Source organism: Veillonella sp. S13054-11 (assembly GCF_002959795.1).
Taxonomy (GTDB): domain Bacteria; phylum Bacillota; class Negativicutes; order Veillonellales; family Veillonellaceae; genus Veillonella; species Veillonella parvula_E.
This window is the reverse complement of record NZ_PPCY01000008.1, coordinates 147033-173554: the sequence shown is the minus strand read 5'-3', so window position 1 is coordinate 173554 and position 26522 is coordinate 147033. Positions and strand designations below refer to the sequence as shown.

The window sequence follows — 26522 nt, the reverse complement described above, 5'->3', positions numbered from 1 at the left end:
ATGAAAATCTCTCGATTAACACCAGTCGTATTTATTGTGTGGCTAGTGTTTTATATGTTTGGCAATAATATGTTGCCTGTTACAGATCCCGTTGAATCTAATTATGCGTTAACGGCAAAGGAAATGGTTCTTTCTGGTGATTGGCTATCTCCGCAGATTTATGGTACTTATTGGTACGATAAACCAATCATGATTTATTGGCTCATTGCTCTTGGCTTTAAAGTCTTTGGAATTGCTGATTGGGTGGTGCGCCTACCGAGTGCTATTTTCGGTGCTTTGTCGGTGGCGACCATGTATCAATCTACGCGTACCATGAGCGGTAAGTGGGCGCTTGGTCTCATTGGGGCATCCGTTCTAGGCACATCTCTCATGTTCTGGACCGTAGCTCATGGCGTTATTACAGATATGGTGCTCCTTTATACGACATTGATGGTCATGATTTACTCCTGCAAGGGTCTGATGGAACAGAAACCATATGCTATGATTGTAGCTTATGTATTCGCTGCGTTAGGTGTACTCACTAAAGGTCCGGTAGCCATTGTGTTGCCTGGTATGATTTTACTTGTCTTTGCAGGTATTAATCGTTCTTGGTCTATGGTGAAAGCTATCTTTGATTGGCGTGGCATTTTAGCTTTTTGTGTAGTTTGTTTGCCGTGGTATGTGTACATGTACAGTGTTCATGGTCAAGATTTTATCAATGGCTTCTTAGGGCTTCACAATGTGACTCGCGCTACTCAATCGGAACATCCGGAAGATAACGTATGGTGGTATTACCTCGCTATCTTCCTTGGCGCCTCCATGCCGTGGACAGGTGCTGTTATTTACGGCATAATCGATGGTTTCAAACAACGTCATACAGGGTTTATCTATAATATGACCTGGGGTGTTGGAATTGTGCTATTTTACACCTTGATGGCAACAAAATACCCTCTATATACCTTTGTTAGCTTAGTCCCATTTAGTGCTATCGGTGCTTTGGGCGTTATGAAGCTTATTCGCAAAGGCAAATCTAGAGCCTTAAAATGGATTATTATGGGGCCGACGTTACTTCTGTGGATTGCTTATGTGGCAGGTTCTTTCTTCGCACCATGGGGTTTTTATTGCTTGCTCTATGTCGTGGTTGCTATGGCAATATTGTTTATGTTCTATGCGTGGTATACGAGAAGAGGATATCGTTTAGTTACAATTATTGTACTTGGTACGATGGTTATATCTTCTATAGTTGTTATGGAAGGCTTAGAGCCATTTGTTAAGCAGCGTAGTAATATTGATGTTGTTCCAGTAGTGGACTCCTATGAAGGAGATGTTTATTACTATAACGGCTATAGTACGGCTGTTGTGTATTATACGGGGCATAAGGTTATCAAGATTAATGGTGATGAAAGTCGCTGGGATGATCGAGATAAATTGAAAAAACGTAGCGCTGAATGGCAGAAGAAATATCTTATGGAACAAGTAAGTGAAGAGGAATTTAATAAAACTATCGAATCTGGTAAGCCACTTATGTTAATCGTTCCTAAAGGGGAGATTAAGCATTTCCGTCAGTCCTCCATTTATCCACATGTATCTGAGTCTAGTGAAGCCGGTACATCTGAAGTTTACATATTAAATAAAAAGACTTTATTCAAATAATTGTGAAAAGTTAATAAATATTAAAACAGGTAGCATCCGTTGGATGCTACCTGTTTTTGTGAATTGGCACCTTACCGCTTTTTTGTTAATTAGTTGCTTGCAGCTTTTTTGTTAATTAGAATCTTGCGGCTTTATGTTATCTGAACGGTTTACTGGTGTTAATCCTTTATATACTATTGGTTTGGCATTCTTATTTACATTCTTATTCAATTAAATATTATCCTATCTATATTGATGCTTTTCGTAGCTAAGTAATAATACCTACAATATTGATATGATTTGTTGACATAATTAATACATATTGTTATAGTAGGTTATATTAAGTTTAAAAGACGAGGTGTTCTAAAGCCTGATTTCATATAAGGTTTAGAAAAATGCGAAAAGTGACATGAGTCATAAACGCCCCTTGTTGTGAGGTAGAAAGAGGGGACATTATGAAGAAAACTTGGTATCTAATCATGGCTATCGTGCTGTTGATAGTAAGTGGGTTGGCGTATGGTTATTATGAACACAGTAAACCAAAGACCGACCGAGAATTAAAAACTGTACGTGTTGCGTATTTACCGATTACTCATGCGCTGCCCGTATTTGCTACGAAGGAATTGGAGACGGCAGATGGTCCTGTCCATGTAGAGCTTGTTAAATACGGTTCCTGGCCGGAACTCATGGATGCGCTCAATACCGGTAAAGTAGATGCTGCAGCTGTTCTCGTTGAACTCGGAGTAAAGGCTCGTGAACAGGGAATTGATGTGTGTGCAGCGGCATTAGGTCATACGGAAGGCAATATTATCGTTGTAAATAATGATATTAACTCTGTACAGGATTTGAAAGGCAAATCCTTTGCCATCCCTCATAAACAATCTACACAAAAGATTCTCGTAGACCTCATGCTTGAACGGGCAGGCCTTAGCGAGAGGGACGTACAGATAGTGGAGATGAGTCCTCCCGAAATGCCGTCCGCATTGTCGATCGGTCAAATCGCAGGATATAGTGTGGCTGAGCCTTTCGGTTCTCTCGCCATAGAAATGGGGGCCGGGAAGGTCTTTGAAGACCCTGATCACTTATGGCATGACAATATTTGCTGTGCTCTCGTATTCAACGGTCAATTCGTCGATGAACATCACGACTTGGCGAAGGCTTTCACAAAAGCCTATCTCGATGCAGGTAACTATTTAGATGAGCATCCGGAGGCGCAAAAGGAGATTGCCTTGAAATATATGAAGTTTAAGGATCCTGTCATCGAGCGTTCCTTGCAGGTGATTGGGTTTGGAGATTTGGCCCTCACCGAGGATCGTTATAATGCGCTCGTGCATCACATGACCCATGTCGATCTGATTAAAAAGGTGCCGAGTTATTCGGAGTTTGTAGATACATCGCTGTTGCCATAGGGGGTAGACCATGAAGAAATACACATATGTGCCGGGGGCGTTCATCGCGGTCTGGCTGATTTGGGAGCTGGTTGTCCGCATCGGCGGATTTAACGAGGCCTTGTTGCCGACGCCGTACAAGGTGCTGCTCGGCTTCGGGGAACTTATCGGGGACGGCGTATTGTTCAAGGATATTGCGGATAGTTTGGTGCGCTTTTTCATCGGCTATATCATTTCCGTCGTAGCCGGTGTGTTCTTAGGCCTTATTTTAGGTTGGTATAAAGGCATTTGGAACTATATTAATCCTATCGTTCAGGTGATTCGTCCTATTTCACCGGTGGCATGGTTGCCGTTTATCGTCCTGTTTTTCGGTATCGGTCAAGCGCCTGCCATCGTTATCATTTTTATCGCGGCATTTTTCCCGGTTCTATTGTCCACGGTGTCGGCGATTCAAAATATCGATCCCGTATACATCAAGGTGGCTCGAAATTTTGGTATCAAGCAGCCGGAATTGTTATTTAAAATCGTATTACCCGCGGTGTTTCCTGGTATTGCATCGGGACTTCACATCGCGCTTGGCACGGCGTGGATATTTCTGGTGACGGGGGAAATGGTAGGTTCCCAGACGGGGCTTGGATTCCTCATCATCGATATGCGGAACAATTTGCGTAACGACCTCTTGATGGTGGCGATTCTGACGATTGGCTTTGTGGGACTTTTACTTGATTGGGGGGTGTCCCTCATCGAAAAATGGATTTATAGACGTTGGGGCATTGAGAAATAGGAGGTGGACGTATGGGTTACATTTCGGTGCGCAATGCACACAAGGAATTTATGAAAGATGGAGAACCGCTCACCATCCTTGAGAATATTAATCTGGATATTGAACGAGGCGAATTTATTTGTCTCTTAGGGCCGTCCGGGTCAGGTAAAAGTACTCTTTTAAATGCTATGGCAGGCTTTGAGCTCGTTACCTCCGGTTCTATTACCATTGACGGCGCAGAGGTGAAAGCACCCCAACTGCGGTATGTAACGGTCTTTCAGAATTATGGATTATTGCCGTGGCGAACGGTGGAAAGCAATATTGAACTGGGCCTTGAGAGTAAGAACGTACCGAAGGAAGAGCGACCTGCTATCATCGACAAATACGTGAAAATGGTGGGGCTCGACCATGCACGCAATCGTTATCCGGCGGAGTTGTCCGGCGGGATGCAGCAGCGTGTATCCATTGCGCGGGCGCTGGCGGTCGATCCGGATATTATCTTCATGGACGAGCCGCTAGGGGCCCTCGATGCGTTGACACGCATCAATTTACAGGATGAAATCTCCCGCATCTGCCGTGAAGAGGGCAAAACGGTCGTATTCGTTACGCATGACATAGAAGAGGCTGTAGTCCTTGCGGATCGCGTCGTAGTGCTCGCCGCTAATCCGGGACGGGTGCAAACCATTATCCCCGTCAATCTCATCGATAGGACGGACCGGACCTCCGCATCCTTCGTCAATATTCGAAACCACATATTTGAGCAATTCCAGCTCGCCAAAGAAGACAAAATCGAGTTTTATATATAAATGTGATGTTGTATATACTAGTAGTAACGTAGCAACAAATGTGACAACAAAAAACTGTAGTTTCAAAGATGTTAGAATCATTCGTCTTCATCAAGGCTGTCGCCTTGGCGGTAGAAAATCTTAAGTCGCTTTGAAACTACAGTTTTTTATATTCTCCTGTATGTGGATGTTTTGAATATTAATTTCTCATCAAATTTTCAGAAACAGGTGCTATTACAATATAGTAACAGCATACATTTTATGTAGTGCGTGATTATCATAGATCATGATTGGGAATCGCAATATATGGATTGTATTATAGGGTTTAGCTTATAAATACAGTATATGTATAAATACAGTATATGTATAAATACAGTATGTGTATAAATACAGTATATAAAGGATTGATAATCATGATATACAGCATTATTTATTATATGGTTCGGTAGTATAAATTGGGGGAGAGCCTATGTCCTTATTTACATCAGAGGAAGAGAAAACGCTGTCTTTTGATGAATATATGGCCTCGTTTGATACGAATCAGATTGCAAAAGTACAGCAGTTTGTAGACTGGCTCGGTCAATATAGGGGCGAGCTTGTTCACAATCCGTGGGGTGAGGTGAATCCTGATCTCGAAATTGTTCGACCTGATTTTGATGCGGCTCAAGTGCGTCGGAACAATTTGATGGCGTATTTGTTGCCGCGGTTGGGACGTTCCAAAATTTTTGTAGTGGCGGAGGCTGTCGGATATCAAGGAGGACGCTTTTCGGGTATTGCCATTACTTGTGAGCGTATGTTGCTGGATAAACATAAAACGATTCGGGCTCATCAGATAACGCCTGTTACATTACAAAGAACCAGCTCTCCTGTGAGCCCTATGCTGAAACGGACCCAACAGGAGCAGGGCTTCAACGAGCCTACGGATACGGTAGTATGGAGTGCTATCATCGAACAGGAAATTGATCCGTACGATGCGTTGCTGTGGAATATATTCCCCTTTCACCCTCATAAGGCGGGTGCACCGCTCACTAATCGGACGCCGACCGAGTCCGAGCAGCAGCTGGGTTGGGAATATACGAAGCGATTGTTGGCATTGCACACCGAATTAGGTGGATTGGAGCCGCTTGTGCTCGCCGTCGGTCAAAAATCGGCGGACACAATGGGGCGATTCGGTCTTTCAGCCGTCGGACTTAGACATCCGGCTAACGGTGGCGCTAATTTATACCGTGAAGGTTTTGCTAAAGCTGTAGAGAAAGTTTTGAGATAGAAGGTATTACATATGAAACGATATTGTGAATCCTGCCGTCAGTATTGTGACGAGGCGGCCATGTTCTGTCCGCATTGCGGGCAGCATACGACTGCGGTGGAGGTTGAGAGAATCGCACCGGAAGGGGATATTATCTATCCGTTGGCGCATTATCAGTTGAGTTACAAGGATACATTTCTCCATGTGGTGGGCCGCAAATTTATGAATTCAGATGGCCGTGCGTCCAGAGGGGAATTTTTGCGGTTCTTTTTGATGTGGCTTTTAGTTATCGCTGGAATTCTGGCTCTATCTTATGGGCTTACGGTGGTGCTTCATACGGGTATTTATTTAATCCTGTTGGCATGGATGTTATTGACAATCATCGGTCTTATCTCGCTGATTCCGTTGGGCTCTCTATGCATCCGTCGCCTTCATGATACCGGTAAAAGCAGTGACCATCTGTTTTTTATCTTAATTCCTTTCATCGGACCGATTATTCTATTTGTTCTACTGTGTAAAAAAGGCGAACCGAAGGTCAATCAATATGGTGAGGCGTTGAGGAACATCACTATTGACAAAAGGTTGGCATCTATTATGAAAGTATCGCCTACAAGCAGCGCTTTCACTACTCGAATTCTCGTTGCATTGCTGGTGAGTGCTATCTGTGTATGCAGTGTTTCGACTCGTTATATGGGACCGGAAAATGAACTGGATCCGGGCGGATGGTTTACGAATATCGTCGTCGGTCAAGGTAGTGATGAAGCTGCACGGAATGCGGTACACGATTATTTTGACGCGGTCAATGAAAAGAACTATGATAAGGCTTTCACCTATATTACCGATCATGCTAGGACGAATCCCGTAGAAAAGCAAAAATGGATGGAGTCGATGAAGTCGGCGCCGAAGGTGGTTGTCAGGTCCTTAGGGACGAGTAGTATCAATCGTGTAAACAGTATGAAACGCATCATTTATGAAGCGGATCTGCAAATCACTAAACCAGGAGATGGCGCTGTTGAAGCTGCCCATATGACACGCTACATATCTCTCGTCGAAGAAGATGGCGAATGGCATATTGAAGGGTTTTATAAAAGCATGCCGGATGAAGAATAATAAAATAGTTAGGGCGGTTCGGTCTGAACCGCCCTTTTTAATATTTGTTTAACTTTTGGCGAAATGAGAGGCGAACTCTTTTGTTTATGTTGTTTTTATGTTATAATGAGCACAACGTGTGAAAGCGAGGCTTTCATCAAAACAGATCGGACTATATTGCACTGCGTATCGGATTGAGATAAAAACAGAGGTCTCTTACGGTTGAAGCATCTGATAGTGCACTATACTCATTTGCTGCGGCAAATGGCACACAAACTAGGAACGGCAAAATTTGATAGCGCATTTTTGCGCCCATTTGACGAGACGCTAGTATAATAGCGCCTTTTTCTTTGTGTGACATTTCCTCGTGGCATAGATCAATTCAAGTGATAGGTGAGAAAAACTATGTTAAATAAATTAATGAACAAAATTTTAGGAGGAACTGTGAATACAACAGATAATCAGGTTACTGCGCAAGTGAAAGCAGAACCGACAGTAGCAAAAGACGCTACTCTTACAGCTGCGGCTGAAGGCGAGCAAAAACAAACGCGTCGCCGTACAAATACACGCCGCCCTGCTGGCGAAGGTCGTACGCGCCAACAAACAGCTGGTGAAGGTGCAACACGCCAACGCCGGTCTACAAATACTCGTACAAGTGCGAATAGTGGTCGTACTAATACGACTCGCCGTACAAATACACGCCGCAATGTGGAACAAGGTGAAGGTCAAGAACGCAAAACTCGCCAAACTCGTGCACCGCGTGGTGAAAATACACGTAATGCGCGTACTAATAATGGTCGCAATGGCCAAAATGGTCAGAACCGCAATAATAACCGCCCAAATAACCGTTCCACGGGTTGGAATAATCAAGAGGAACAAGTAGAATTAGTCGGTCGTACGCCAAATGGCGCCAACAAGGGCAAATTCCAAATCATTCCACTAGGTGGTCTTGGTGAAATCGGCAAAAATATGACCATCTTCCAATACGAGAACGAAATTATCGTTCTTGACTCTGGTCTTGCGTTCCCTAGTGAAGATATGCTTGGCGTAGACATCGTTATTCCTGATATGAGCTATATCATCGAGAATAAGGATCGCGTGAAAGCTGTCGTAATTACTCATGGTCACGAGGACCATATCGGCTCCTTGGCGTACCTAATGAAAGAAATCAGCTGCCCAGTATATGCAACAAATCTCGTTTGCGGCTTAATTGAAGGCAAGTTTAAAGAACATAAGGTATCTCCAAAATGTCTTCGTACGATTGCTGCCGGCGATGAAGTTCAAATTGGTCAAGTGACTGTTGGTTTCATCCAAACAAATCACTCTATTCCTGACTCTTGCGCTGTATACTTTAATACACCAATCGGAACAATTCTTCATACAGGGGACTTTAAAATTGACCAAACTCCTGTTGATGGCCGTTTGATGGATATGCACAAATTTGCTGAGCTCGGTAACAAAGGCGTATTAGCGCTATTATCGGACTCTACAAATGTAGAAAAACCAGGCACTACCGGATCTGAAAGTTCCGTAGGTCCTGCGATTAAACAAGCCGTTGGAGAAGCGAAGGGACGCGTTGTTCTGGCAACATTTGCATCCAACGTATCCCGTATTCAACAAGCTATTGATGCAGCGGTTATGTTCAACCGTAAGGTTGTAGTTATGGGCCGTAGCATGGTCAATGTTACAGAAATTGCCCAAGAGCGCGGATACTTGAATATTCCACCAAATACAATCATCGACGTAGACGTAATGCACAACTACACAGATGACCAAATCATGATCTTAACAACTGGTTCTCAAGGTGAACCGATGGCAGGCTTGTCCCGTATGGCAACAAGCAACCATCGCACTGTAGAATTGGCACCGAATGATACTGTTATCATTTCTGCTACACCAATTCCAGGCAACGAAGGTGCTGTAGGTAGAACTATCGATAACTTGCTTCGTTTAGGTTGTAATGTGGTATACGGTAAAGACCGTGGTATCCACGTATCTGGTCATGCGAGCCAAGAAGAGCTTAAAACGATGCTTAACCTTGTTCGTCCAGAATACTTTATCCCGGTTCATGGTGAGTACCGCATGTTGCGTCGTCATGGTGAACTCGGTGTTGCTATGGGTGTAGATCCTAAGAAGGTCCTTATCGGCGACAATGGTCAAATCTTTGAATTCGATAAAGATGGTGGTCGCAAAGGTGGCCGCGTACAAGCTGGCGCTATCTTCGTTGATGGCCTTGGTGTTGGTGACGTAGGTAATATCGTTATCCGTGACCGTCAACAATTGGCACAAGAAGGTATGGTCATCGTCGTTATGGCGATGGACAAAGCTTCCGGTACTATCGTAGCTGGTCCAGACCTCGTATCTCGTGGCTTTGTATACGTTCGTGACGCAGAAGAACTCATGCTTGCTGCAGAACGCCGCGTAGAACAAGTTCTTGAAGATTGCGAAATGCAACGCATCAAAGACTGGACAACAATTAAACAAAACGTACGCGATGCATTGGGTAAATTCTTCTATGATAAAACCCGTCGTCGTCCTATGATCTTGCCGATTATTCAAGATGTATAATCTTATATAATACAGAAAAGTACCGCACCTCAAGGTGTGGTACTTTTGGCATTTTGAAAGAGAAATAAAAACTACCATTAATAGCATTGCTATCGCATTCGTCTACTATATGGGGTATTTGAAGTTACCCTTTTAAACTGTTATAATTAAAAGATACCAATTAATATATCTTCTTATGTAAGAATGGTGATTTATGAATAAAACAAATACAAGAGCGATGGTGGAAACAGCATTTGTATCGGCCATTGTTGTTATGTTAACTATAGTAGGATTGACAGTGCCCTTTCTTAGTTTGCTTGCAACCTTGGTTGCACCATCTGGGATTGCACTGATTGGCATTCGTTGGGGTAGTCGATATAGTTGTGCCGCATCAGTGGTAGCTTTTGTCCTCGTTTCACTTTTAGTAGGCCCATTAATGGCAATGGCTACTATTTTGGCATATTCTTTGCCGAGTATTTTCCTTGGAGAAGCTTTCAGAGCAAATTGGTCTTTTGGTAAGCTTATCGTTATACCTGCTATTGCACTTACTTTAACGAGCCTTATAGGAATTTTAATTTCTGCAGGCCTCACATCTTTTGACTTATCTCAGATTAGTCGAATGATTGATGTGGATCTTAAGAATGCTATAATTGAGTCTGTAAAGCAGCAACCTATGACACAAGAACAGATGGATGCATATATTAACCGTTTAGATTTTGCATTTCAGCAAGTGAAACGAATGCTTCTAGCCTATTGGTTTGCAGCAAATGCAATAGTGATTTATATCTTAGCTAAGCTTGTATCGTATATCGGTCGCCGCACAAATAGTGTGATGCGTACGTTGCCAACAATGGATACGTGGCGCATGCCGCTTTGGGGGGCTGGTGTACTAGCGGTTGGTATAATCCTTGCTTATGCTGGGCCATATCTTGGTTATACTGAAAGTATTTTTGTTGATGTAGGTCTTAATCTAGCTTTATTTGGTGCTATGATTTGTGGACTTAATGGCATTACATGCTTATTGTCCATCATGAAATCCTATAATTTAGCAGGTATTTTTAAGTTTGCTATTATAGCTTTTTTATATGTAATGAGTCCATTGGCACTCGTTATATATGGTGTTTTTGATATGTTTTTGGATATGAGAGCACGTTTTGAAAAACGTAGCTCATAATAGAAAGGAGGCCGTTATGAAATCCTTTCAACGGAGATGGAAAGGTTTAGAAATTACCATTGTTGCCGTTCTCGTATTATTGCTATTATTGTTGGCCTATTTAAATTGGGCTATTGCAATTTTAGCATTAATCATTGTAGTAGCGGCGTATTTGGTTAATTATAATACCCTTCATAACCGGCGTCGTTTAGCAAGAGAACAGTTTAGTGCGATGATGAAGAATGTCACACAAGCTTCTAACTTTGCTTTACAAAATTTGCCAATGGGGATTGTTCTTGTTAATAAACAAGGTACATTGGTGTGGAATAACAGTGTTTTCGCTGACTGGGTTAAGGTGGACTGGAATAAGCTCCAAAAAATGTCTGCGTTGTTACCTGGTTTCCGTATCGATAAAATTTGGGGTAAATCCGGATATATGACGGAAAAATATGAAAATCGATACTTCCAAATTATTTATAAATTTATCGATCCTCGGGATACGCGATCAGATATTGATAGTGAAGATGAACTTGCGGAACATGCAGTGATGGCATTGTACTTCAAGGACATTACAGAACTAGAAAAAGCCCGTATTAAAGCGGAAGAGGGACAGCCTGTATGGGGCATGATTCAAATCGATAATCTTGAAGAATTGACGAAAGGCCTCAGTGATCGTGAGTATACTAGTATTTGGACAGATATAAATAATATCATCATGGATGAAATTGACCGTTACGAAGGTTTTATTCGTAACTTCCAAGATGATATGTATACCTTTGCCATTTCTCGTGGTGCGCTTCATGAGATGGAGGAAGATGGTTTTAAAGTGCTTGAACGAATCCGTAAATTACCATCTCCTCGTCAAGTACCAGCTACGATTTCCATTGGTATTAGTGAAAATGTAGGCTCTGTGAAAGATGTATCTGGCCGTGCTCGTGCAGCCTTAGATATTGCATTAGGTCGCGGTGGTGACCAAGTGTGTATTATGGATGGTGAAAGTACGCGCTTTTTTGGCGGTAATACGGCAGGCGTTGAGAAGAATACGCGCGTTCGTGCTCGTGTTGTATCTCAAGCGATACATGAGCTTATGATTGATTCTGATAAGATCCTTATCATGGGACATCAGCGCGAAGACTATGATGCCTTAGGTGGCATTATCGGTGTAGCTGCCATTGCTCGAGCACTTGGTAAAGACGTGCGCATTGCGCTTTCAAAAGAAACTAGTGCCATTGATAAAATGGTGAATGTTCTTAACGAGTCAGAGTTCTGGCAAGAGAATATTATTACTGCAGAAGCTGCAAGAGTATGGGTAGATGCGAATACGCTCACTGTCGTGTGTGATACGCACCGTCAAGAAATGGTAGCGGCTCAAGAGGCGCTTGAAATTTCTGAACGACGTATTGTTATCGACCATCACCGTCGTGCAGCAGACTTTGTGGAAAATCCATTGCTTACCTATTTGGAACCAACTGCATCGTCCACATCTGAACTCGTAACAGAGCTTGTACAATATGCAGGCGTTCCTGTGAAGCTTTCAAAAGCGGAAGCCACAGGTATCTATGCAGGTATCGTATTAGATACAAAGAACTTTATCCAACAAACTGGTGCGCGTACCTTCGAGGCAGCAGCATTCTTGCGCCGTGCAGGAGCGGATATCGACAGAGTTAAACAATTATTTATTGAAACCTTCGATTCTATCCAATTGCGTGCTAAAATGGTATTTGAAGCAAGTCGTACTGAAGGGATTGCTATTTCCGTAGCGCCTGAAGGTTTGAAGGATATGATGGCGTTGGCTGCACAAAGTGCGGACATGCTCATTAGTAATGAAGATATTGAAGCGGCTTTTGTACTATATTCCTTGAATGACGGCGGTATCGGCGTCAGCGCTCGATCCAAAGGCAAGGTAAACGTACAAGTTGTAATGGAAGCCTTGGGTGGTGGCGGTCACAGAACTGTGGCGGGTGCTCAATTACAAGGTATGACCGTAGAGGAAGCAAAGCAGGCCATCTTGGAGCATGCTCTTGATGCGCTTCATTCCGCAGAACAAGAGGAGGAACAACAATGAAAGTAGTATTGCTAGAAGACGTTAAAAAAGTTGGTAAAAAAGGCGAAATCGTTGAAGTTAGCGATGCATATGGTCGCAATGTATTGATCAAAAAAGGCCTCGGCCTTGAAGGTACAGCAACTAACGTAAATAATGCGAAACAAAAACAAGAATCCATTGCTCATAATAAAGCCGTTGCAAATGACGAAGCTAAGATCTTGGCAGCTCAATTGACTAAGATTGAAGTAACTGTAAAAGTTCGCATGGGCGAAGAAGGCCGCGTATTCGGATCCGTTACTGCTAAAGATATTTCCGATGCTGCTAAAGCTCAATATAAAGTAGATATTGATAAAAAGAAAATTGAAATTAAAGAACCATTGAAAACATTGGGCGTACATGACGTACTAGTTCGTGTTCATCCTGAAATTACAAGTACTATCAAGGTTAATGTAGTAGCCGAATAATAGTATTCACCATGCTCTTTGAGTATGGTGAATTCTTTTATCCATAGTGGTTGTGTGAAGGGGATTATCATGGATGTACGCATTCCACCGCATAATCTAGATGCGGAAAAGGCCGTTTTGGGGGCTTTATTAACTAATGGATCCAATATGGGAGCCGTTGTAGATACGGTGACGAGTATTCTTAAATCTGAAGATTTTTACCGCGATGCACATCGTATTATTTACGATGCTATTTTAGAGATCGTGCATGCCAATAAGACGGCTGACTTTATCACCGTTGGTGAAGAACTAGACCGTCGTAAGCGCCTCGATGCGGTAGGTGGTCTTGCTTATATTACATCTCTTGCGAATGAATCGGTTTCCTACAATGTGGAGGAACATGCGAAAATCATCAGCGAGAAAGCTCAGTTGCGCCGCCTCATCGATGCAGGGAATAAAATCGTAGGCATGACGTATGCTGGCGAAGATGAGCCGACGGCAATCCTCAATAAGGCAGAGCAAATGGTGCTAGACGTAAGCGGTCAAACTCAGTCTGAATCATCCTTTGCGGCCATTGGTGAAGTGGTTTTATCTAATCTAGATAAACTCAATGCACTGCAACAGCATGATGGTGCTATTACAGGCGTGCCAACAGGCTTTAAAGATGTGGATCACATTTTCAACGGCTTACAAAAATCTGACCTCATCCTCGTAGCAGCTCGTCCTGCGATGGGGAAAACAGCTTTTACCTTGAACATCGCTCAAAACGTAACGATGTTGTACGACAAGACGGTGGCGTTCTTTTCCCTGGAAATGGGCAAGGAACAGCTCGTTGGTCGTATTTTGTCCTCCGTGGCAGGTGTGAGCTCTGAAAAATTGCGCCGTGCGAACATGGATCCTGCTGACTGGGAAAAGGTTATTGCCGCAGCGGACCGCATGAGTAAATCCAAGCTCTTTATCGATGATACGCCGGGTCTTACCGTACAAGATATGCGCTCTAAATTGCGCCGTCTCAAGGTGGAACATGGTCTCGATCTCGTTATCGTCGATTATATTCAGTTGATGCAAGGTCGAAATGCTGGTAAGGGCAGTGAAAATCGTCAACAAGAGGTGTCCGAAATCTCTCGTAATCTTAAACTGATTGCTCGTGAATTTAACGTACCGGTTATCGCTTTGTCTCAGTTATCTCGTAGTGTTGAAAGTAGACCAGACAAACGGCCTGTACTTTCCGACCTTCGTGAATCTGGTTCCCTAGAACAAGATGCGGATATCGTTATCTTCTTGTACCGTGATAAATATTATGATGAAAACTCTGAAAAAGGGGACAATGCAGAAGTCCTCATTCGTAAAAACCGTAACGGTTCCGTCGGTACCGTGGAACTCCAATTCGTTGGGGAATTAACACAATTTAGAGACGTAGAATTCCGAGACCTAGGGCCGGAACAATAATGAAAACTATCGTGGGATGCCCTATATTGATGGGGCCCCGTGACATAGCTACATTTTAATTAAAAAGAAAGGACTATACTTCTTTGCTCCTCGTGACCTGATGTCGCTGCATAAGTATAGTCCTTTCTTTTTATCACTGTAGATATGAAGGTGTCCATCAATATAGTGGCACTAGATAGTTTTCGTTGTATTGTTGAGAAAAGGAATGTAAAAGTTTTTGTATCATGTTAGTAGAAAATAAGTCTTATTAAAGTGTATAATAGTACTAGATAGATTTTATAGTGTCGTACAATACGTAAGTATTGTGAGATGGAATATAAGGTTTCCATCCTATGTATGATGAATTTAACTATTAGTGGAAAACAAAATATTGAGTTTTATTTGTTGATGGTTGGATTAGGTGCTGCAGAGGCTTATAAATATAAGCGTATTAGGCTAGGTGTATTTGAGAGCCTGCATTATCATTTGTCCATGATAGATTTAATTGATGAATACCAATTGTCAAAGGACTTAAGGGAGATTGTTTTCCAAGGTATGGGCATGGAAGATATTGTTGATGCAGCAGAGTGGTTTGAAGACTTTGATTGGGAAGGTCATTTGCGTGATGCGATAGATTACTTGGAACTAGATTGTATATCTAGATTAATGGAGCCCTCATATCATACTTGTATTAATGATTTCAACTTGTTTGATGTACCTAATACAGATAGCGTTGATCATCTCTATATTTCTTTTATATCTCATCATAGTTTTGAGCAAATCATGATGATTTTTATGCTAGGGTATACAGTGTTTTTGATTGAGTTAGGTGAGTATTGTGGTGATGCCTTTGATACTTTTAAACGTAACTATCTTACTAATCTTCGAGCTATAAACTGTGGCGAGTCTGAGATTTTAAGTGATGCTCTTGAATTATTTGATTCTTGTGATAACCGAAAAGATTTTTTGAGCAATAAACGACAACAATTGTGGTTAAGAAAGATTTCTATAGATCTTAGAGGGTATTTTTGTAGCCTTAAAGAGTCTAGCATGGATTATAGTAGTGAAAAGGGATTAGTTTATTATAGAAGTCCTAAAGAAACCATATTGGGTTAAGTTATATGCGTACTTAAGAGTACCTACTATTAGATTTGATGTCTAATAGTAGGTACTCTTTTTATTTTTTATGTTCAAAATTTACTGTCATAAAAGCAAACATATGTTTGAAAATATTCTATATTTTTGTTATACTAATCATAGAAATTTTTGTGTTCTAGTTTTTGTAAAAGCCAGTTGTTTAGGGGCTTAGGGGGTGTTTGTATGGGTTCAGGTGATACGGATCGGATGTATATGTGTATTGATTTGAAGTGTTTCTACGCGTCTGTAGAGTGTGCCGATTTGGGACTGGATCCGTTTACGACACCTCTGGTGGTGGCCGATGGTTCTCGTGGCAAGGGGGCTATTACGTTGGCTATTTCTCCTGCCTTAAAAAAGTTAGGTGTTAAAAACCGGAGCCGATTATTTCAGATTCCACCGCATATTGAGTATTTGACGGTGAAGCCACATATGAAGCGGTATATGCAGGTGTCTGCTGAGATTTATGGAACCTTGCTCAAGTATGTGGCGCCCGAAGATGTGCATGTGTACTCTATCGACGAGTATTTCATCGATATCACGCCCTATTTACCACTATATAAAAAGACGCCTCGTCAGTTGGCTCAGATGTTACTTGATGCGGTGCTAGCGGCAACGAAGATTTATGCCACCGTTGGGATTGGAACGAATCTGTTTCTCGCCAAGATTGCCCTCGATATTTTGGCGAAACATGCGCCTGATTTTATAGGGTATCTTGATGAAAGCCTCTTTAAAGAGAAAATCTGGTATCATCAGCCCTTGACCGATATATGGCAAATCGGCAAAGGGATTGCTAATCGACTACATAAATATGGTGCCTATGATTTGCATAGGGTTACCTTAGTGCCTGAGGCGAAGTTGTACAAGGAGTTCGGCGTTAATGCAGAGCTCATAATCGATCATGCTTGGGGCCGTGAGCCTTGTACGATTGCGGATATCCATGCGTATCGACCTATTAAGCACTCTATCTCTCACAGTCAGATTTTGTTGCGTAATTATACCTATGAAGAGGTATACGTGCCTATGCGCGAAATGGTAGAGTCCTTGGTGTTAGAGCTTTTACAAATCAAAGGGGTCACGAATCACATTCATGTCCATATCGGCTATGCTGATGAAAGGATGCGCTCTACAGGGGGTTCTAAAAAGCTTAAGCAGTACACAGATTCTCTACAAACGTTGACGGCTGCAGTTATTAAATTATATGAGCAGCATTGCCATAAAAATGAGCTTATCCGCCGCATAGGAATCAGCTTTGAGGATTTAGTCAATCGATCTGCCATACCTCAAGAGGTGGACCTATTTAGCACTTTTACTACAAATGCAGAGGAAAAAGAACGACAGGTACAAGAGGCTATGCTATCCATTAAGGAACAGTTTGGTAAGAATTCTATTTTGCGTGCCTCTAGTTTGCAAGAGGAAGGAACCATGCGCTTTAGAAATACCTTGGTAGGCGGTCATAATGGGGAATAGATATTATAATGGATACATTGGAAATACATTAGTCGCGTAAAGGGAGGTATAAATTAATGAAATATCGCATGTCTCGGTTACAGCGAGCAAAACAATTTATGCCCTTTGCGGCATTGAGGGGTTTTGAAACTTTATTAACCGCTGTAGCAAGGCCAAAAGAAGATCGGGCAGAGTTGTCAGAGGATCAAATAGATGAGTTAAATACAGTTTTACAATCTGTACGTTGTGGGGAGTGGGTGCGAATTGTTTACTATAACAAACAAAAATATACGGAACTTATAGGTGCTGTTGATATGATTAGTGAGCAATTACAAATTCTATCTGTACAAGGGACTGTTATTCCTTTCAGACATATTAAAGAGCTGAACATGTATGATATGTAAATATAAATATAAATAACGGCTTTTGTTGTGTATGGTAAATAGACTAGAGTTAAGGCATAATTAGGTATACAATGATATTATGGGTTAATATAGCTTGATGATAAATGTTTGAATTTGGTTAGCTGTAGTATACCTATATAGTTTTTTATTTCTTAACTTAGAAAGGCGGTGTATGTAATGCATGATGTCATATCATTACTTATCAATCGCTATGATTTTTTCCTCCAGTTGTTATGGGAACATATAGAAATTTCAGTATTAGCTTCTGTTATTGCTACCATCATCGGTGGATTATTGGGTGTGTTTATATACGAATATAAACGGCTAGCTGCGCCAGTTATGGTAGTGGTTAATTTCCTATATACAATTCCATCTATATCGATGCTAGGTCTCTTGTTGTACGTATCAGGTGTTGGTAATACGACCGCTATTATTGCATTGGTTATCTATGCTTTATTACCGATGGTACGCAATACATTTACTGGTCTTAACCAGATTGATAAAGCCATGTGTGAAGCGGGAATTGCATTAGGACTCACGCGGATTCAACGTTTGTGGAATATAGAGATTCCTTTGGCTATGCCGACGATTATGGCTGGTATACGGACTATGCTCGTTATGACCATTGCCTTGACAGGTATTGCATCCTTTATTGGTGCTGGTGGCTTAGGTGTGGCGATTTATAGGGGCATTACAACAAATCAAAGTGCTTTGACGATTGCCGGTAGTCTACTGATTGCACTATTAGCCATTACTGTTGATGCGCTCTTTTCTTTAGGTGAAAGAGTAACGCGTATTAGCCCTCATATGAAGCGTTATACGATTATATTTGTTTCGATTATGACGATAATTGCGATGGGTATAGGTGGCTGGGCCATGTATTGCCGTCATGTGAAGACCGATGTTATTCATATTGCAACGAAACCTATGACGGAACAGCTTATTTTGGGGAATGTTTTAAAAGAATTAATCGAGAAGAAGACTGATCTAACCGTAGAGGTTACAGAAGGTGTAGGTGGTGGTACATCAAATATTCAACCAGCTATGCTTTCCGGCCAATTTGATATATATCCTGAATATACGGGGACGGCTTGGTCTGCTGTGTTAAAACGTACAGATGCTTATGATGAAAGCTTATTTAATGAGCTTTCACAGGCTTATAAAGAGAAATATAATTTTGAGTGGGTCGGCATGTACGGCTTTAATAATACCTATGGCATAGGGGTGCGTAATGAAATCGCTCAGAGTTATGGCGTAAAAACGTATTCTGATCTTGCTCGTATAGCACCATCCCTAACATTAGGAGGGGAATATGATTTCTTTGGTCGTGAGGATGGCTATCCTGGATTACAACGGGTGTATGGCATGAGCTTTAAAGCGACTAAAGATATGGATATAGGTCTAAAATATACGGCTATTAGTCGTGGTGAGGTGGATGCAATGCCGATATTCACAACTGATGGTCAATTAAGTATTGCTCCGATTACGGTGTTACAAGATGATAAACATTTATATCCATCCTATATGTCTGGTAATGTGGTGCGTAGCGAAGTGTTGATCGCTCATCCTGAACTGCGACCTGTATTAGAAAGTTTGAATCATACGATTACAGATCAAGAGATGGCGAAGATGAATTACGCCGTTGAAACGGAACATCAATTACCAGCTGATGTAGCACATCAATTCCTGGTAGAACGAAGTTTGATATAAGGTGAATATAGTTAGAATTAAAGTAAATAAAATTTGATATAATAGTAAATATAATTTTGTATTGACATTTAATCTCTTTCAATATAAAATAAACATATGAACAGATATTCATATGAAAAGAATATCTAATAGAAACCTCTAATAAGTATTAGAAATATATTAAAATAATATTTTAAAATACATGGATAGAAACTTTCACTATTATCAAAGGAGATATCATGGAAGAAACATTATTGCTGAAGGATTTGAACTGTGCGAACTGCGCAGCGAAAATTGAAGATCGTATCCGTAAAATGGATGTGGTAGAAACTGCAAACTTTACAATTGCTACTCATCAGTTAAAATTGACTGGTTCTTGGGAAGACCGTGAAGCGCTAAAGCGTGATATCCAAGATATTTGTGATGCTATCGAAGAAGGCGTTACAGTGGCAGATTATGAGCGTAAATCTAAAGCGTCTGTAGATGAACACGGTCATGACCACGATCATGGCAGTGATGCTGTAACAATTGCAGTTATCGTAGCAGGCCTATTGTTCATGGCTTACGAAGCGTTGACTACAGTTGTGCCGTCCATTGGCATGCCAGAGTCTATCGAAACTCCAATTTACTATATTGCCTATATCTTACTTGCGTTCCCAGTATTGCGTATCGCAGGTCGTAATATCTTAAAAGGTCAAGTATTTGATGAGAACTTCTTGATGTCTATCGCTACATTGGGCGCCATTGCAATCGACGCATTGCCTGAAGCAGTAGGCGTTATCTTGTTTTACCGTATTGGTGAGTTCTTCGAAGAAAAAGCCACTGATCGTAGTCGTACAGAAATCATGAACGCTGTCGATATGCGACCACAAGAGGTGCGCGTTGTAGACACAGGCTGTGGTGGTGAAATCGTAGTTATGGCTCCTGAAAAGGTTGAAGTAGGCTGGACTATCGAAGTTCGTCCTGGTGATTTAATCCCTCTAGACGGTACAGTTCTTGAAGGTGAAACTCGCGTTAACACAGCTCCTGTAACAGGTGAACCTGTACCGGTTCGCGCTGTACCTGGCACTCAACTTATGTCTGGTTGCATCAACGAATCTGGCCGCATTACGATGCGTGTGGACAAGGTTCTTGAAGAATCCATGGTTACTAAAATTCTTGATGCCGTGGAAAATGCAGCATCTTCTAAACCTAAAATTGACCGTTTTATCACGCGTTTCGCTCGCGTATACACACCAATCGTTGTAGCTCTTGCATTGGCTGTAGCTATCATTCCGTCCCTTATTACAGGTGAATGGCATAAATGGATCTACACAGCCTTAACATTCCTCGTTATTTCTTGCCCATGTGCATTGGTGCTTAGCGTGCCACTCGCATTCTTCTCCGGTATCGGCAATGCGTCTAAACACGGTATCTTGCTTAAAGGTGGTCGCGTTATCGAGGCGTTGGCTAATGTGAAAGCAGTAGCTCTTGATAAAACTGGTACTATCACATCTGGTGAATTTAAAGTACAAAACGTAGAAACTGTAGGCTCCCATGTGAGCAATGCTCAATTATTATCTATGGCGGCTGCTATTGAAGCAGTATCTACACATCCAATCGCAACAAGCATCGTTTCCGAAGCAAAGGCACAAGGTATCGTTGTAGAAGCGTCTGACTTTGTTCAAGAATTAGCAGGCGAAGGTATGGTTGGCACCGTTGATGGTCAACAAGTCCTCGTTGGTAATCGTCGTCTCATGGAACGCTATGCTGTTCAAGGTTACCCAACAGAAGCTGCTGCATACGGCACAGAAGTACTAGTAGCAGAAGGTAATGTATACCTCGGTCGCATTATTATCGCTGATGAAGCTCGTCCAGATTCCGCAGAAGCGATTGCAGATCTTAATGGTCAAGATATTAAAACAGTCATGCTTACAGGTGATGCTGAAGCAAGTGCTAATTATATTGCTAAAGAAACTGGCGTAAGTGCGGTTCGTGCTCAATTGTTGCCACAAGATAAATTGTCTGTTGTACAAGATATTCGCTCTGAATATGGTCCAACTATGTTCGTAGGCGACGGCATCAACGATGCACCAGTGCTTGCTGGTGCTGATGTAGGTGGCGCGATGGGTAGCGGTGCTGATGCGGCTATCGAAGCGGCAGATGTTGTATTCATGCGTTCGTCCTTGACTGCCATCGCTCACGTACTCGACTTGTCCAAAGCGACTTTGCGCGTAGCATGGCAAAACGTAGTATTCGCTATTGCCGTTAAAATTCTTATCATGGCATTAGGCCTTATGGGCTATGCATCCATGTGGTGGGCGGTATTCGGTGATACTGGCGTATCCATCCTTTGTATCTTGAACTCTATTCGTATCTTGCGCCGTTAATTTGGCGACAGTAATCGCATAGATTTATATAGGAATATATAAGCTATAGGATACAAAGCATATAAAGCATATAATATAAGATATCTGATCTAAAAGGTTAGAGTCAAAATAAATAACCTCTATATTAGCGACAAGCCAGTATAGAGGTTATTTTTATAAGCTTTAACCTAATGATATGTTTTAAATTATTTGTTTGCATACTTACTCACTGTAAGTTTTAGTGGTCTAATCATTTGGTGGATTTTTTAGTTTAGCAGCCTTATTAATCTATCTATTCGCTAGATTTGATATAAGGATAGTTTTAAGATGCTTTTAACATATACAATTGTGCATTCTTAATAGACATAAAGCGATTTATGTATGTACTACATAAACAAAACTTTCACAATTGAATTGAATAATAGCTATAAAATAGTATATAATTTATTAGATGATTACTATATGTTCGTTGGAAGGAGGGATAGCATGATCACGGTGTACAAACACATAGAAGAAGAGTTAGTTTCAGACTGCACTGTATCAGATGCCACAAAAGGTTCTTGGGTAAATTTGGTGAACCCAGACCCCGATGAGTTGTCCCTCATCAACATTTTGACGGAAATTCCAACGGACGTTTTAAAGACCGCCCTCGATATGGAAGAACGTTCTCACGTGGAGTTAGAGGACAACTATATTTTCGTGGTTATCAACATTCCTGCGATTCGTGGTAATGATATGTACGATACGGTGCCACTTGGTATCTTTTTGACACCTGACTTCTTTATTACCGTATGTCTTGAAGAATCTGAGGTGTTGTATCCGTTCATTTCAAATCAACTGTCTACGTTCTATACGTATAAAAAGACACGATTCTTGTTCCAAATCTTGTACCGTACAGCTACATTGTTCTTACGTTACTTGCAACAAATTAACCGCCGTACCGACGATATCGAAGTTCAGTTGCGTCATACGACGAAGAACAAAGACTTTTTCCAATTATTGGAATTACAGAAATCCATGACATACTTTACCTCTGCGTTGCGCACGAATGGTACCGTTATGGAACGTCTATTGCGTTTGCGTGGACATAGCACCTATAGACATTTACTCAAGATGTACGAAGAGGATGAGGACTTACTAGAGGACGTTATCATCGAGAATAAACAGGCCATCGAGATGGTTGAAATGTATTCCAATATCTTGATGAACATGATGAACGCCTTCACATCTATCATCTCTAATAACCTCAATATGGTTATGAAAATGTTGGCGACCCTTACCATTACAATGGCCGTGCCAACCATCATATTCAGTTTGTGGGGGACAAACGTGCACTTGCCGTTCCAAGATGATCCAGACGGCTTTGTGAAAGTTGTCGTTATTTCTGTTATTTGCTCTGCTATTGCCATCTTTGGTATGTGGAAAAAAGACTTGTTCTAAATGGATAGCAAATAGCAAGGAAGATTAATGCAAAATTAACTACACATGAAAAAAGCTGGCTATGGGCCAGCTTTTTTGCTTGCTTAACTATTACGTTATTGCTTATTATTAGACCAATCTGATATAATAGTACTGTTATGGAGAGGTGTCCGAGTGGTTTAAGGAGCTGGTCTTGAAAACCAGTGACTCCGCAAGGGGCCGTGGGTTCGAATCCCACCCTCTCCGCCACCAATACATACAATTATCACAGATTATAACAAATCGTAACAAACTATAACAAACATAGTAAGAATAAAGGTTTATAATGGTATTATAGAATTGAAATTATAACGAATTATAACGCAATTTTGCCACCATTTTGCCACCAAAAGAATAAAATAATTTGCCCCCATTGCATGCAGTATGTAATGGGGGCATTTTATTTATATTCTATAAACTAACACTAAAATGTACTGTCAAAATCTAACTTATCTTGAACAAAGTTACCAAATGTCTTTAATGGCAATTGTATGGAGGAAGAGATTATTTTTTTTCTAACTTTTTCTGTTCTTTTTCTAATTGTTTAATACTTTTTGGTGGAGTAGGTAGGTCTTCAGGCATAGTACCACCTAATTCTTTAATTGTTTGACGCACTTTTGCACCGACTTCTCGATGCGCTATGTTTGCATTTTCTTTACCTTGAATATTATCGCGACGTAATTTGCCTTCTGTTTGTGTCAATCTAAACAAATTGGCCGCTAATTCCTCACTTCCCATATGATCTAATATTTTTTGTGAAGGTTTCAGCCCTTTTCGCTTATGGATTTCCTTGTTACCTAAGCCACCATATAAACCTTGATAGCCTGAGTTATGGAATTTAGCAAAGTCCTGAGGTGTTTCAACTCCTGCATTATTGGCTGCTTCTGATAATGCTGTATTATGTTCCTTTATATCTTGCCTGATTAGTAATCGACGTTCATCCTCGGACAAGGATATAAATTGTTCTTGCATTTCACGTTCATGAGTTTTAACTGCAAAATAGGTTTGGGCCTGTGCGATAACCGATTTTTTTGAATCGCCATTCATCGCTATCAGGTAACAAGCATATCTAGATAATACAATATCTTGTATCTCTCTATTAGCAACCCCAACATGTACCATTTTCCCGACGTCGGCAAAATGGTCGGAAATAGATAATTCGCTATTTTGACAAGCTATTTTGGCTTTTTCAATAACATTTAAGAAGTTATCCCATTTTGTATATTCTAAAATAGCTTGTAAATCTCGTGCATACCAAAATTCATTTCCATTAGCATCAATTTGTTTGATAGAGTCGAAAGAGTTTTCAGTACTATTGTCTATGGGCTGAATATCATTAAAGAAAAACATAATACAATCTCCTATGCGGGTAATTACAGATTAGTAATATTTTTAGCATCTATAGTTATATTGCTGGAGATACTAAATTATACTATGAATATTAACAACAAAGACTCTTCATTGCTTTCAGTATAGCATAGGTGAAAGTAAATGAGAATTGACGATAGAGAGAATAGTTTTATGTAGCCAATCTTTACTCACTTATGATATGCTATCGATATATTTATTAGATATTCTGTAGAAAGGAGCTCGTATGAATCGACTTAGTTTCTCGCGAACTCAGATTTTAATTCTCCTTAGCGTGTGGCTCACATTCTTGTTGAGCTTTGTTATGCGCTTGTCCTGGGCATCTGTTATGCCTATCCTCAATGAGGCGTTGCATTTTACAGCTAAGATGGGGGCTCAACATATTTCGGCCTTTTACTTTGGTTATGCGTTAACGGTATTACCAGGCGGCATCTTAGCCGATAAAATCGGTTACAGACGCACCATCTTGTTTAGTTTGATCGGTATGGCCGCTGTAACGGCTTTGATGAGTACCATTACAGACTATACCATGGCTTGGGGTTTGCGCTTCTTATTAGGGGTTATGTCTGGTCCCGTACAAGCTTCTTGCTTGAGTGCTATCGGCGATCACTTCGGTCCTAACCAACGCGGTGCGGCCGTAGGTATCTTCATGAGTTGTACTTCCTTTGGTATTACTACGGTAAACCTTTACGCTCCATATGTAGCTACACATTACGGTTGGCAAACGGCATTCCTTGTTACAGCTATCTTGCCGTTGGTAGTACTCGTGTTATGTTACTTCACAGTGCGCAAGCCAAGTGCAGAAATCCTTGCACAACGGGAAGCGGAGGCTTCTGCAGCAGCTGCTAAACTTGGCGTAGGCCAAACGTCCTTAGTAGAAAACTTGAAGCACATCATTTCCAACCGCAACATTCGTTGTTTGGCCATTGCGGGCTTCTTTGCAACAGGTACGACTTGGGGCGTAACGCAATGGGCGAACTTGTACATGGTTAAACAGTTAGGTGTAACTGCTATCTATGCAGGTCAAGTTATGAGCGTGTTCGGTACGGCTGCGCTCATTGCGAAACCAACGATCGGTATTTTATCTGATATTTTACCAATTAAGAAGAACCATTTAGCGGCGCTCGTTATGTTCTTATTTGCGCCCGCTTTAATTTTGTTTGCAAGTACGGTAAATCCAAATATGCTCTTTGTAACAGGTCCAATCCTCGGTATTGGTGCCTTTATGCATAGTGCGTTGACCAATGCTTTAGTAGTTCAGTCTGCAGCACCTCATTTGCGCGGCACAACAGCGGGCTTTGTAAATTTGTTTAACCAAATCGGTGCTCTCTTGGCGCCATTACTCTTGGGCAATGTCCTCGTCATGACGGGCAGCTACCAAATGTCCTTGATGTCTATCGCCATAGCGCCGATCATCGGTGCTTGTGCATTGTTCTTCATTCGTCTTAAATAATATAAAAGGATCCGTAAATGAACTGTCCTTCTAAAAATTGCGTCTAATTGGAGGGCAGTTCAAAACGGGTCCTTTTTGTAATTAATATGTATATTGTGTATGGTGTTCTTTTATTATATGATTGAGTCATAGTACAGGAGGGATGTAAATGGAAATCATCTGTTTTGGCGATAGCATTACGCGTGGCTATGATGTACCCTATGGACGCGGTTGGGTCGAAATCTGCGATGCTTCCATAGAGAGCGTTAATTTTACAAATTATGGTGAAGATGGCTGCTCCGTACAGGGGATGATATATAATATTGAAAATTGGGCGGTTACTGCGGTATCCGATCCAACACGTCATATTTTCTTGATGTGTGGCACTAACGATATTTTACAAGGTCGAGATAGTACCTATGTGTACAAGACTTTGGTGAAAGCTATTGAGCTGGCTAGTACAAAAGGGATGGTAATCATCGGTTTAGAAACTCAAATTGATAGCGATATGAATGGATTAAATCTGGTTGTACGAGAGGTTAATGAACAGCTAAAAGCCTACGCAGCGGAGCGTAATATTAAGGTCATAGATTTCTATACCACCTTGTTTGAAGCGGATCAAATTGGACAAATTGTCTTTGCTGGAGAGGTACACCCCAACGAGCGCGGTTATCGATTAATGGCACAAACCGCATTAAAGGTGTTTTTACAAATCGGTTAGATAGAATGGGAAAATGGGGTGG

20 protein-coding genes and 1 tRNA gene are annotated in these 26522 nt (G+C 41.4%); 20 read left to right on the top strand and 1 reads right to left on the bottom strand.

The features are described from left to right. The 18 genes from VPHSUH08_RS08430 to VPHSUH08_RS08340 all read left to right on the top strand — a co-directional run bounded on the left by VPHSUH08_RS08430 (position 1) and on the right by VPHSUH08_RS08340 (position 23189). The gene (locus VPHSUH08_RS08430) at positions 1-1632 is read left to right on the top strand and encodes a glycosyltransferase family 39 protein (RefSeq protein WP_105087219.1); all 1632 of its coding nucleotides are present in this window, start codon (positions 1-3) and stop codon (positions 1630-1632) included. Between the two features lie 434 nt (positions 1633-2066). Beyond that, the gene (locus VPHSUH08_RS08425) at positions 2067-3020 is read left to right on the top strand and encodes an ABC transporter substrate-binding protein (protein WP_105087218.1); all 954 of its coding nucleotides are present in this window, start codon (positions 2067-2069) and stop codon (positions 3018-3020) included. A 10-nt stretch (positions 3021-3030) separates the two neighbouring features. Continuing rightward, positions 3031-3783, top strand: a complete 753-nt coding sequence (locus VPHSUH08_RS08420; protein ID WP_038125664.1) for an ABC transporter permease — start codon at positions 3031-3033, stop codon at positions 3781-3783. A gap of 11 nt (positions 3784-3794) precedes the next feature. Beyond that, the gene (locus tag VPHSUH08_RS08415; protein WP_004698211.1) at positions 3795-4568 is read left to right on the top strand and encodes an ABC transporter ATP-binding protein; all 774 of its coding nucleotides are present in this window, start codon (positions 3795-3797) and stop codon (positions 4566-4568) included. A gap of 448 nt (positions 4569-5016) precedes the next feature. Next, on the top strand, positions 5017-5814 hold the full coding sequence (locus VPHSUH08_RS08410; RefSeq protein WP_105087217.1) for a uracil-DNA glycosylase: 798 nt from the start codon (positions 5017-5019) through the stop codon (positions 5812-5814). A gap of 12 nt (positions 5815-5826) precedes the next feature. Beyond that, a complete protein-coding gene (locus VPHSUH08_RS08405; protein WP_105087216.1) occupies positions 5827-6903 on the top strand; it encodes a DUF805 domain-containing protein in 1077 nt (358 codons plus the stop codon). 384 nt (positions 6904-7287) lie between these two features. Further along, entirely contained in the window at positions 7288-9450 is a 2163-nt protein-coding gene (locus tag VPHSUH08_RS08395; RefSeq protein WP_105087214.1) for a ribonuclease J, read from the top strand. Between the two features lie 193 nt (positions 9451-9643). Continuing rightward, the gene (locus VPHSUH08_RS08390) at positions 9644-10603 is read left to right on the top strand and encodes a DUF2232 domain-containing protein (RefSeq protein WP_105087213.1); all 960 of its coding nucleotides are present in this window, start codon (positions 9644-9646) and stop codon (positions 10601-10603) included. A gap of 16 nt (positions 10604-10619) precedes the next feature. Further along, positions 10620-12647 carry a DHH family phosphoesterase gene (locus tag VPHSUH08_RS08385; RefSeq protein ID WP_105087212.1) on the top strand — a complete coding sequence of 676 codons (2028 nt, stop codon included), beginning with the start codon at positions 10620-10622 and terminating at the stop codon, positions 12645-12647. Next, the gene (gene rplI / locus VPHSUH08_RS08380) at positions 12644-13090 is read left to right on the top strand and encodes a 50S ribosomal protein L9 (RefSeq protein WP_008602173.1); all 447 of its coding nucleotides are present in this window, start codon (positions 12644-12646) and stop codon (positions 13088-13090) included. Before VPHSUH08_RS08385 ends, rplI begins: the two co-directional genes overlap by 4 nt. Positions 13091-13159: 69 nt before the next feature. Continuing rightward, on the top strand, positions 13160-14518 hold the full coding sequence (gene dnaB, locus VPHSUH08_RS08375; RefSeq protein WP_105087211.1) for a replicative DNA helicase: 1359 nt from the start codon (positions 13160-13162) through the stop codon (positions 14516-14518). Between the two features lie 309 nt (positions 14519-14827). Further along, on the top strand, positions 14828-15613 hold the full coding sequence (locus tag VPHSUH08_RS08370) for a DUF3969 domain-containing protein (RefSeq protein WP_233189892.1): 786 nt from the start codon (positions 14828-14830) through the stop codon (positions 15611-15613). Between the two features lie 204 nt (positions 15614-15817). Then, positions 15818-17101, top strand: a complete 1284-nt coding sequence (locus VPHSUH08_RS08365) for a DNA repair protein (RefSeq protein WP_105087210.1) — start codon at positions 15818-15820, stop codon at positions 17099-17101. Between the two features lie 56 nt (positions 17102-17157). Next, complete coding sequence (locus tag VPHSUH08_RS08360; protein ID WP_105087209.1) at positions 17158-17484, top strand: YolD-like family protein; 327 nt, start codon at positions 17158-17160, stop codon at positions 17482-17484. Between the two features lie 177 nt (positions 17485-17661). Next, positions 17662-19194: a glycine betaine ABC transporter substrate-binding protein gene (locus VPHSUH08_RS08355; RefSeq protein WP_105087208.1), complete on the top strand. Its 1533-nt coding sequence runs from the start codon at positions 17662-17664 to the stop codon at positions 19192-19194. 218 nt (positions 19195-19412) lie between these two features. Continuing rightward, a complete protein-coding gene (locus tag VPHSUH08_RS08350) occupies positions 19413-21542 on the top strand; it encodes a heavy metal translocating P-type ATPase (protein WP_105087207.1) in 2130 nt (709 codons plus the stop codon). Between the two features lie 465 nt (positions 21543-22007). Beyond that, the gene (locus tag VPHSUH08_RS08345; protein WP_105087206.1) at positions 22008-22961 is read left to right on the top strand and encodes a magnesium transporter CorA family protein; all 954 of its coding nucleotides are present in this window, start codon (positions 22008-22010) and stop codon (positions 22959-22961) included. 139 nt (positions 22962-23100) lie between these two features. Next, positions 23101-23189: transfer RNA gene (locus VPHSUH08_RS08340), tRNA-Ser, on the top strand. Positions 23190-23483: 294 nt separating this feature from the next. Here the strand turns inward: VPHSUH08_RS08340 and dinD are convergent. Beyond that, the gene (gene dinD, locus VPHSUH08_RS08335) at positions 23484-24329 is read right to left on the bottom strand and encodes a DNA damage-inducible protein D (protein ID WP_199176063.1); all 846 of its coding nucleotides are present in this window, start codon (positions 24327-24329) and stop codon (positions 23484-23486) included. 244 nt (positions 24330-24573) lie between these two features. Between dinD and VPHSUH08_RS08330 the strand changes: the two genes are divergently transcribed. Both VPHSUH08_RS08330 and VPHSUH08_RS08325 read left to right on the top strand, forming a co-directional pair. Continuing rightward, positions 24574-25800, top strand: a complete 1227-nt coding sequence (locus VPHSUH08_RS08330; protein ID WP_105087205.1) for an MFS transporter — start codon at positions 24574-24576, stop codon at positions 25798-25800. A gap of 148 nt (positions 25801-25948) precedes the next feature. Next, a complete protein-coding gene (locus VPHSUH08_RS08325; RefSeq protein WP_105087204.1) occupies positions 25949-26500 on the top strand; it encodes a GDSL-type esterase/lipase family protein in 552 nt (183 codons plus the stop codon). The last annotated feature ends 22 nt before the right edge of the window (positions 26501-26522 follow it).

Coding starts and splice junctions, on each gene's coding strand:
- VPHSUH08_RS08430 (WP_105087219.1), top strand. CDS start 1: ATGAAAATCTCTCGATTAACACCAGTCGTATTTATTGTGTGGCTAGTG.
- VPHSUH08_RS08425 (WP_105087218.1), top strand. CDS start 2,067: ATGAAGAAAACTTGGTATCTAATCATGGCTATCGTGCTGTTGATAGTA.
- VPHSUH08_RS08420 (WP_038125664.1), top strand. CDS start 3,031: ATGAAGAAATACACATATGTGCCGGGGGCGTTCATCGCGGTCTGGCTG.
- VPHSUH08_RS08415 (WP_004698211.1), top strand. CDS start 3,795: ATGGGTTACATTTCGGTGCGCAATGCACACAAGGAATTTATGAAAGAT.
- VPHSUH08_RS08410 (WP_105087217.1), top strand. CDS start 5,017: ATGTCCTTATTTACATCAGAGGAAGAGAAAACGCTGTCTTTTGATGAA.
- VPHSUH08_RS08405 (WP_105087216.1), top strand. CDS start 5,827: ATGAAACGATATTGTGAATCCTGCCGTCAGTATTGTGACGAGGCGGCC.
- VPHSUH08_RS08395 (WP_105087214.1), top strand. CDS start 7,288: ATGTTAAATAAATTAATGAACAAAATTTTAGGAGGAACTGTGAATACA.
- VPHSUH08_RS08390 (WP_105087213.1), top strand. CDS start 9,644: ATGAATAAAACAAATACAAGAGCGATGGTGGAAACAGCATTTGTATCG.
- VPHSUH08_RS08385 (WP_105087212.1), top strand. CDS start 10,620: ATGAAATCCTTTCAACGGAGATGGAAAGGTTTAGAAATTACCATTGTT.
- rplI (WP_008602173.1), top strand. CDS start 12,644: ATGAAAGTAGTATTGCTAGAAGACGTTAAAAAAGTTGGTAAAAAAGGC.
- dnaB (WP_105087211.1), top strand. CDS start 13,160: ATGGATGTACGCATTCCACCGCATAATCTAGATGCGGAAAAGGCCGTT.
- VPHSUH08_RS08370 (WP_233189892.1), top strand. CDS start 14,828: ATGGAATATAAGGTTTCCATCCTATGTATGATGAATTTAACTATTAGT.
- VPHSUH08_RS08365 (WP_105087210.1), top strand. CDS start 15,818: ATGGGTTCAGGTGATACGGATCGGATGTATATGTGTATTGATTTGAAG.
- VPHSUH08_RS08360 (WP_105087209.1), top strand. CDS start 17,158: ATGAAATATCGCATGTCTCGGTTACAGCGAGCAAAACAATTTATGCCC.
- VPHSUH08_RS08355 (WP_105087208.1), top strand. CDS start 17,662: ATGCATGATGTCATATCATTACTTATCAATCGCTATGATTTTTTCCTC.
- VPHSUH08_RS08350 (WP_105087207.1), top strand. CDS start 19,413: ATGGAAGAAACATTATTGCTGAAGGATTTGAACTGTGCGAACTGCGCA.
- VPHSUH08_RS08345 (WP_105087206.1), top strand. CDS start 22,008: ATGATCACGGTGTACAAACACATAGAAGAAGAGTTAGTTTCAGACTGC.
- dinD (WP_199176063.1), bottom strand. CDS start 24,329: ATGTTTTTCTTTAATGATATTCAGCCCATAGACAATAGTACTGAAAAC.
- VPHSUH08_RS08330 (WP_105087205.1), top strand. CDS start 24,574: ATGAATCGACTTAGTTTCTCGCGAACTCAGATTTTAATTCTCCTTAGC.
- VPHSUH08_RS08325 (WP_105087204.1), top strand. CDS start 25,949: ATGGAAATCATCTGTTTTGGCGATAGCATTACGCGTGGCTATGATGTA.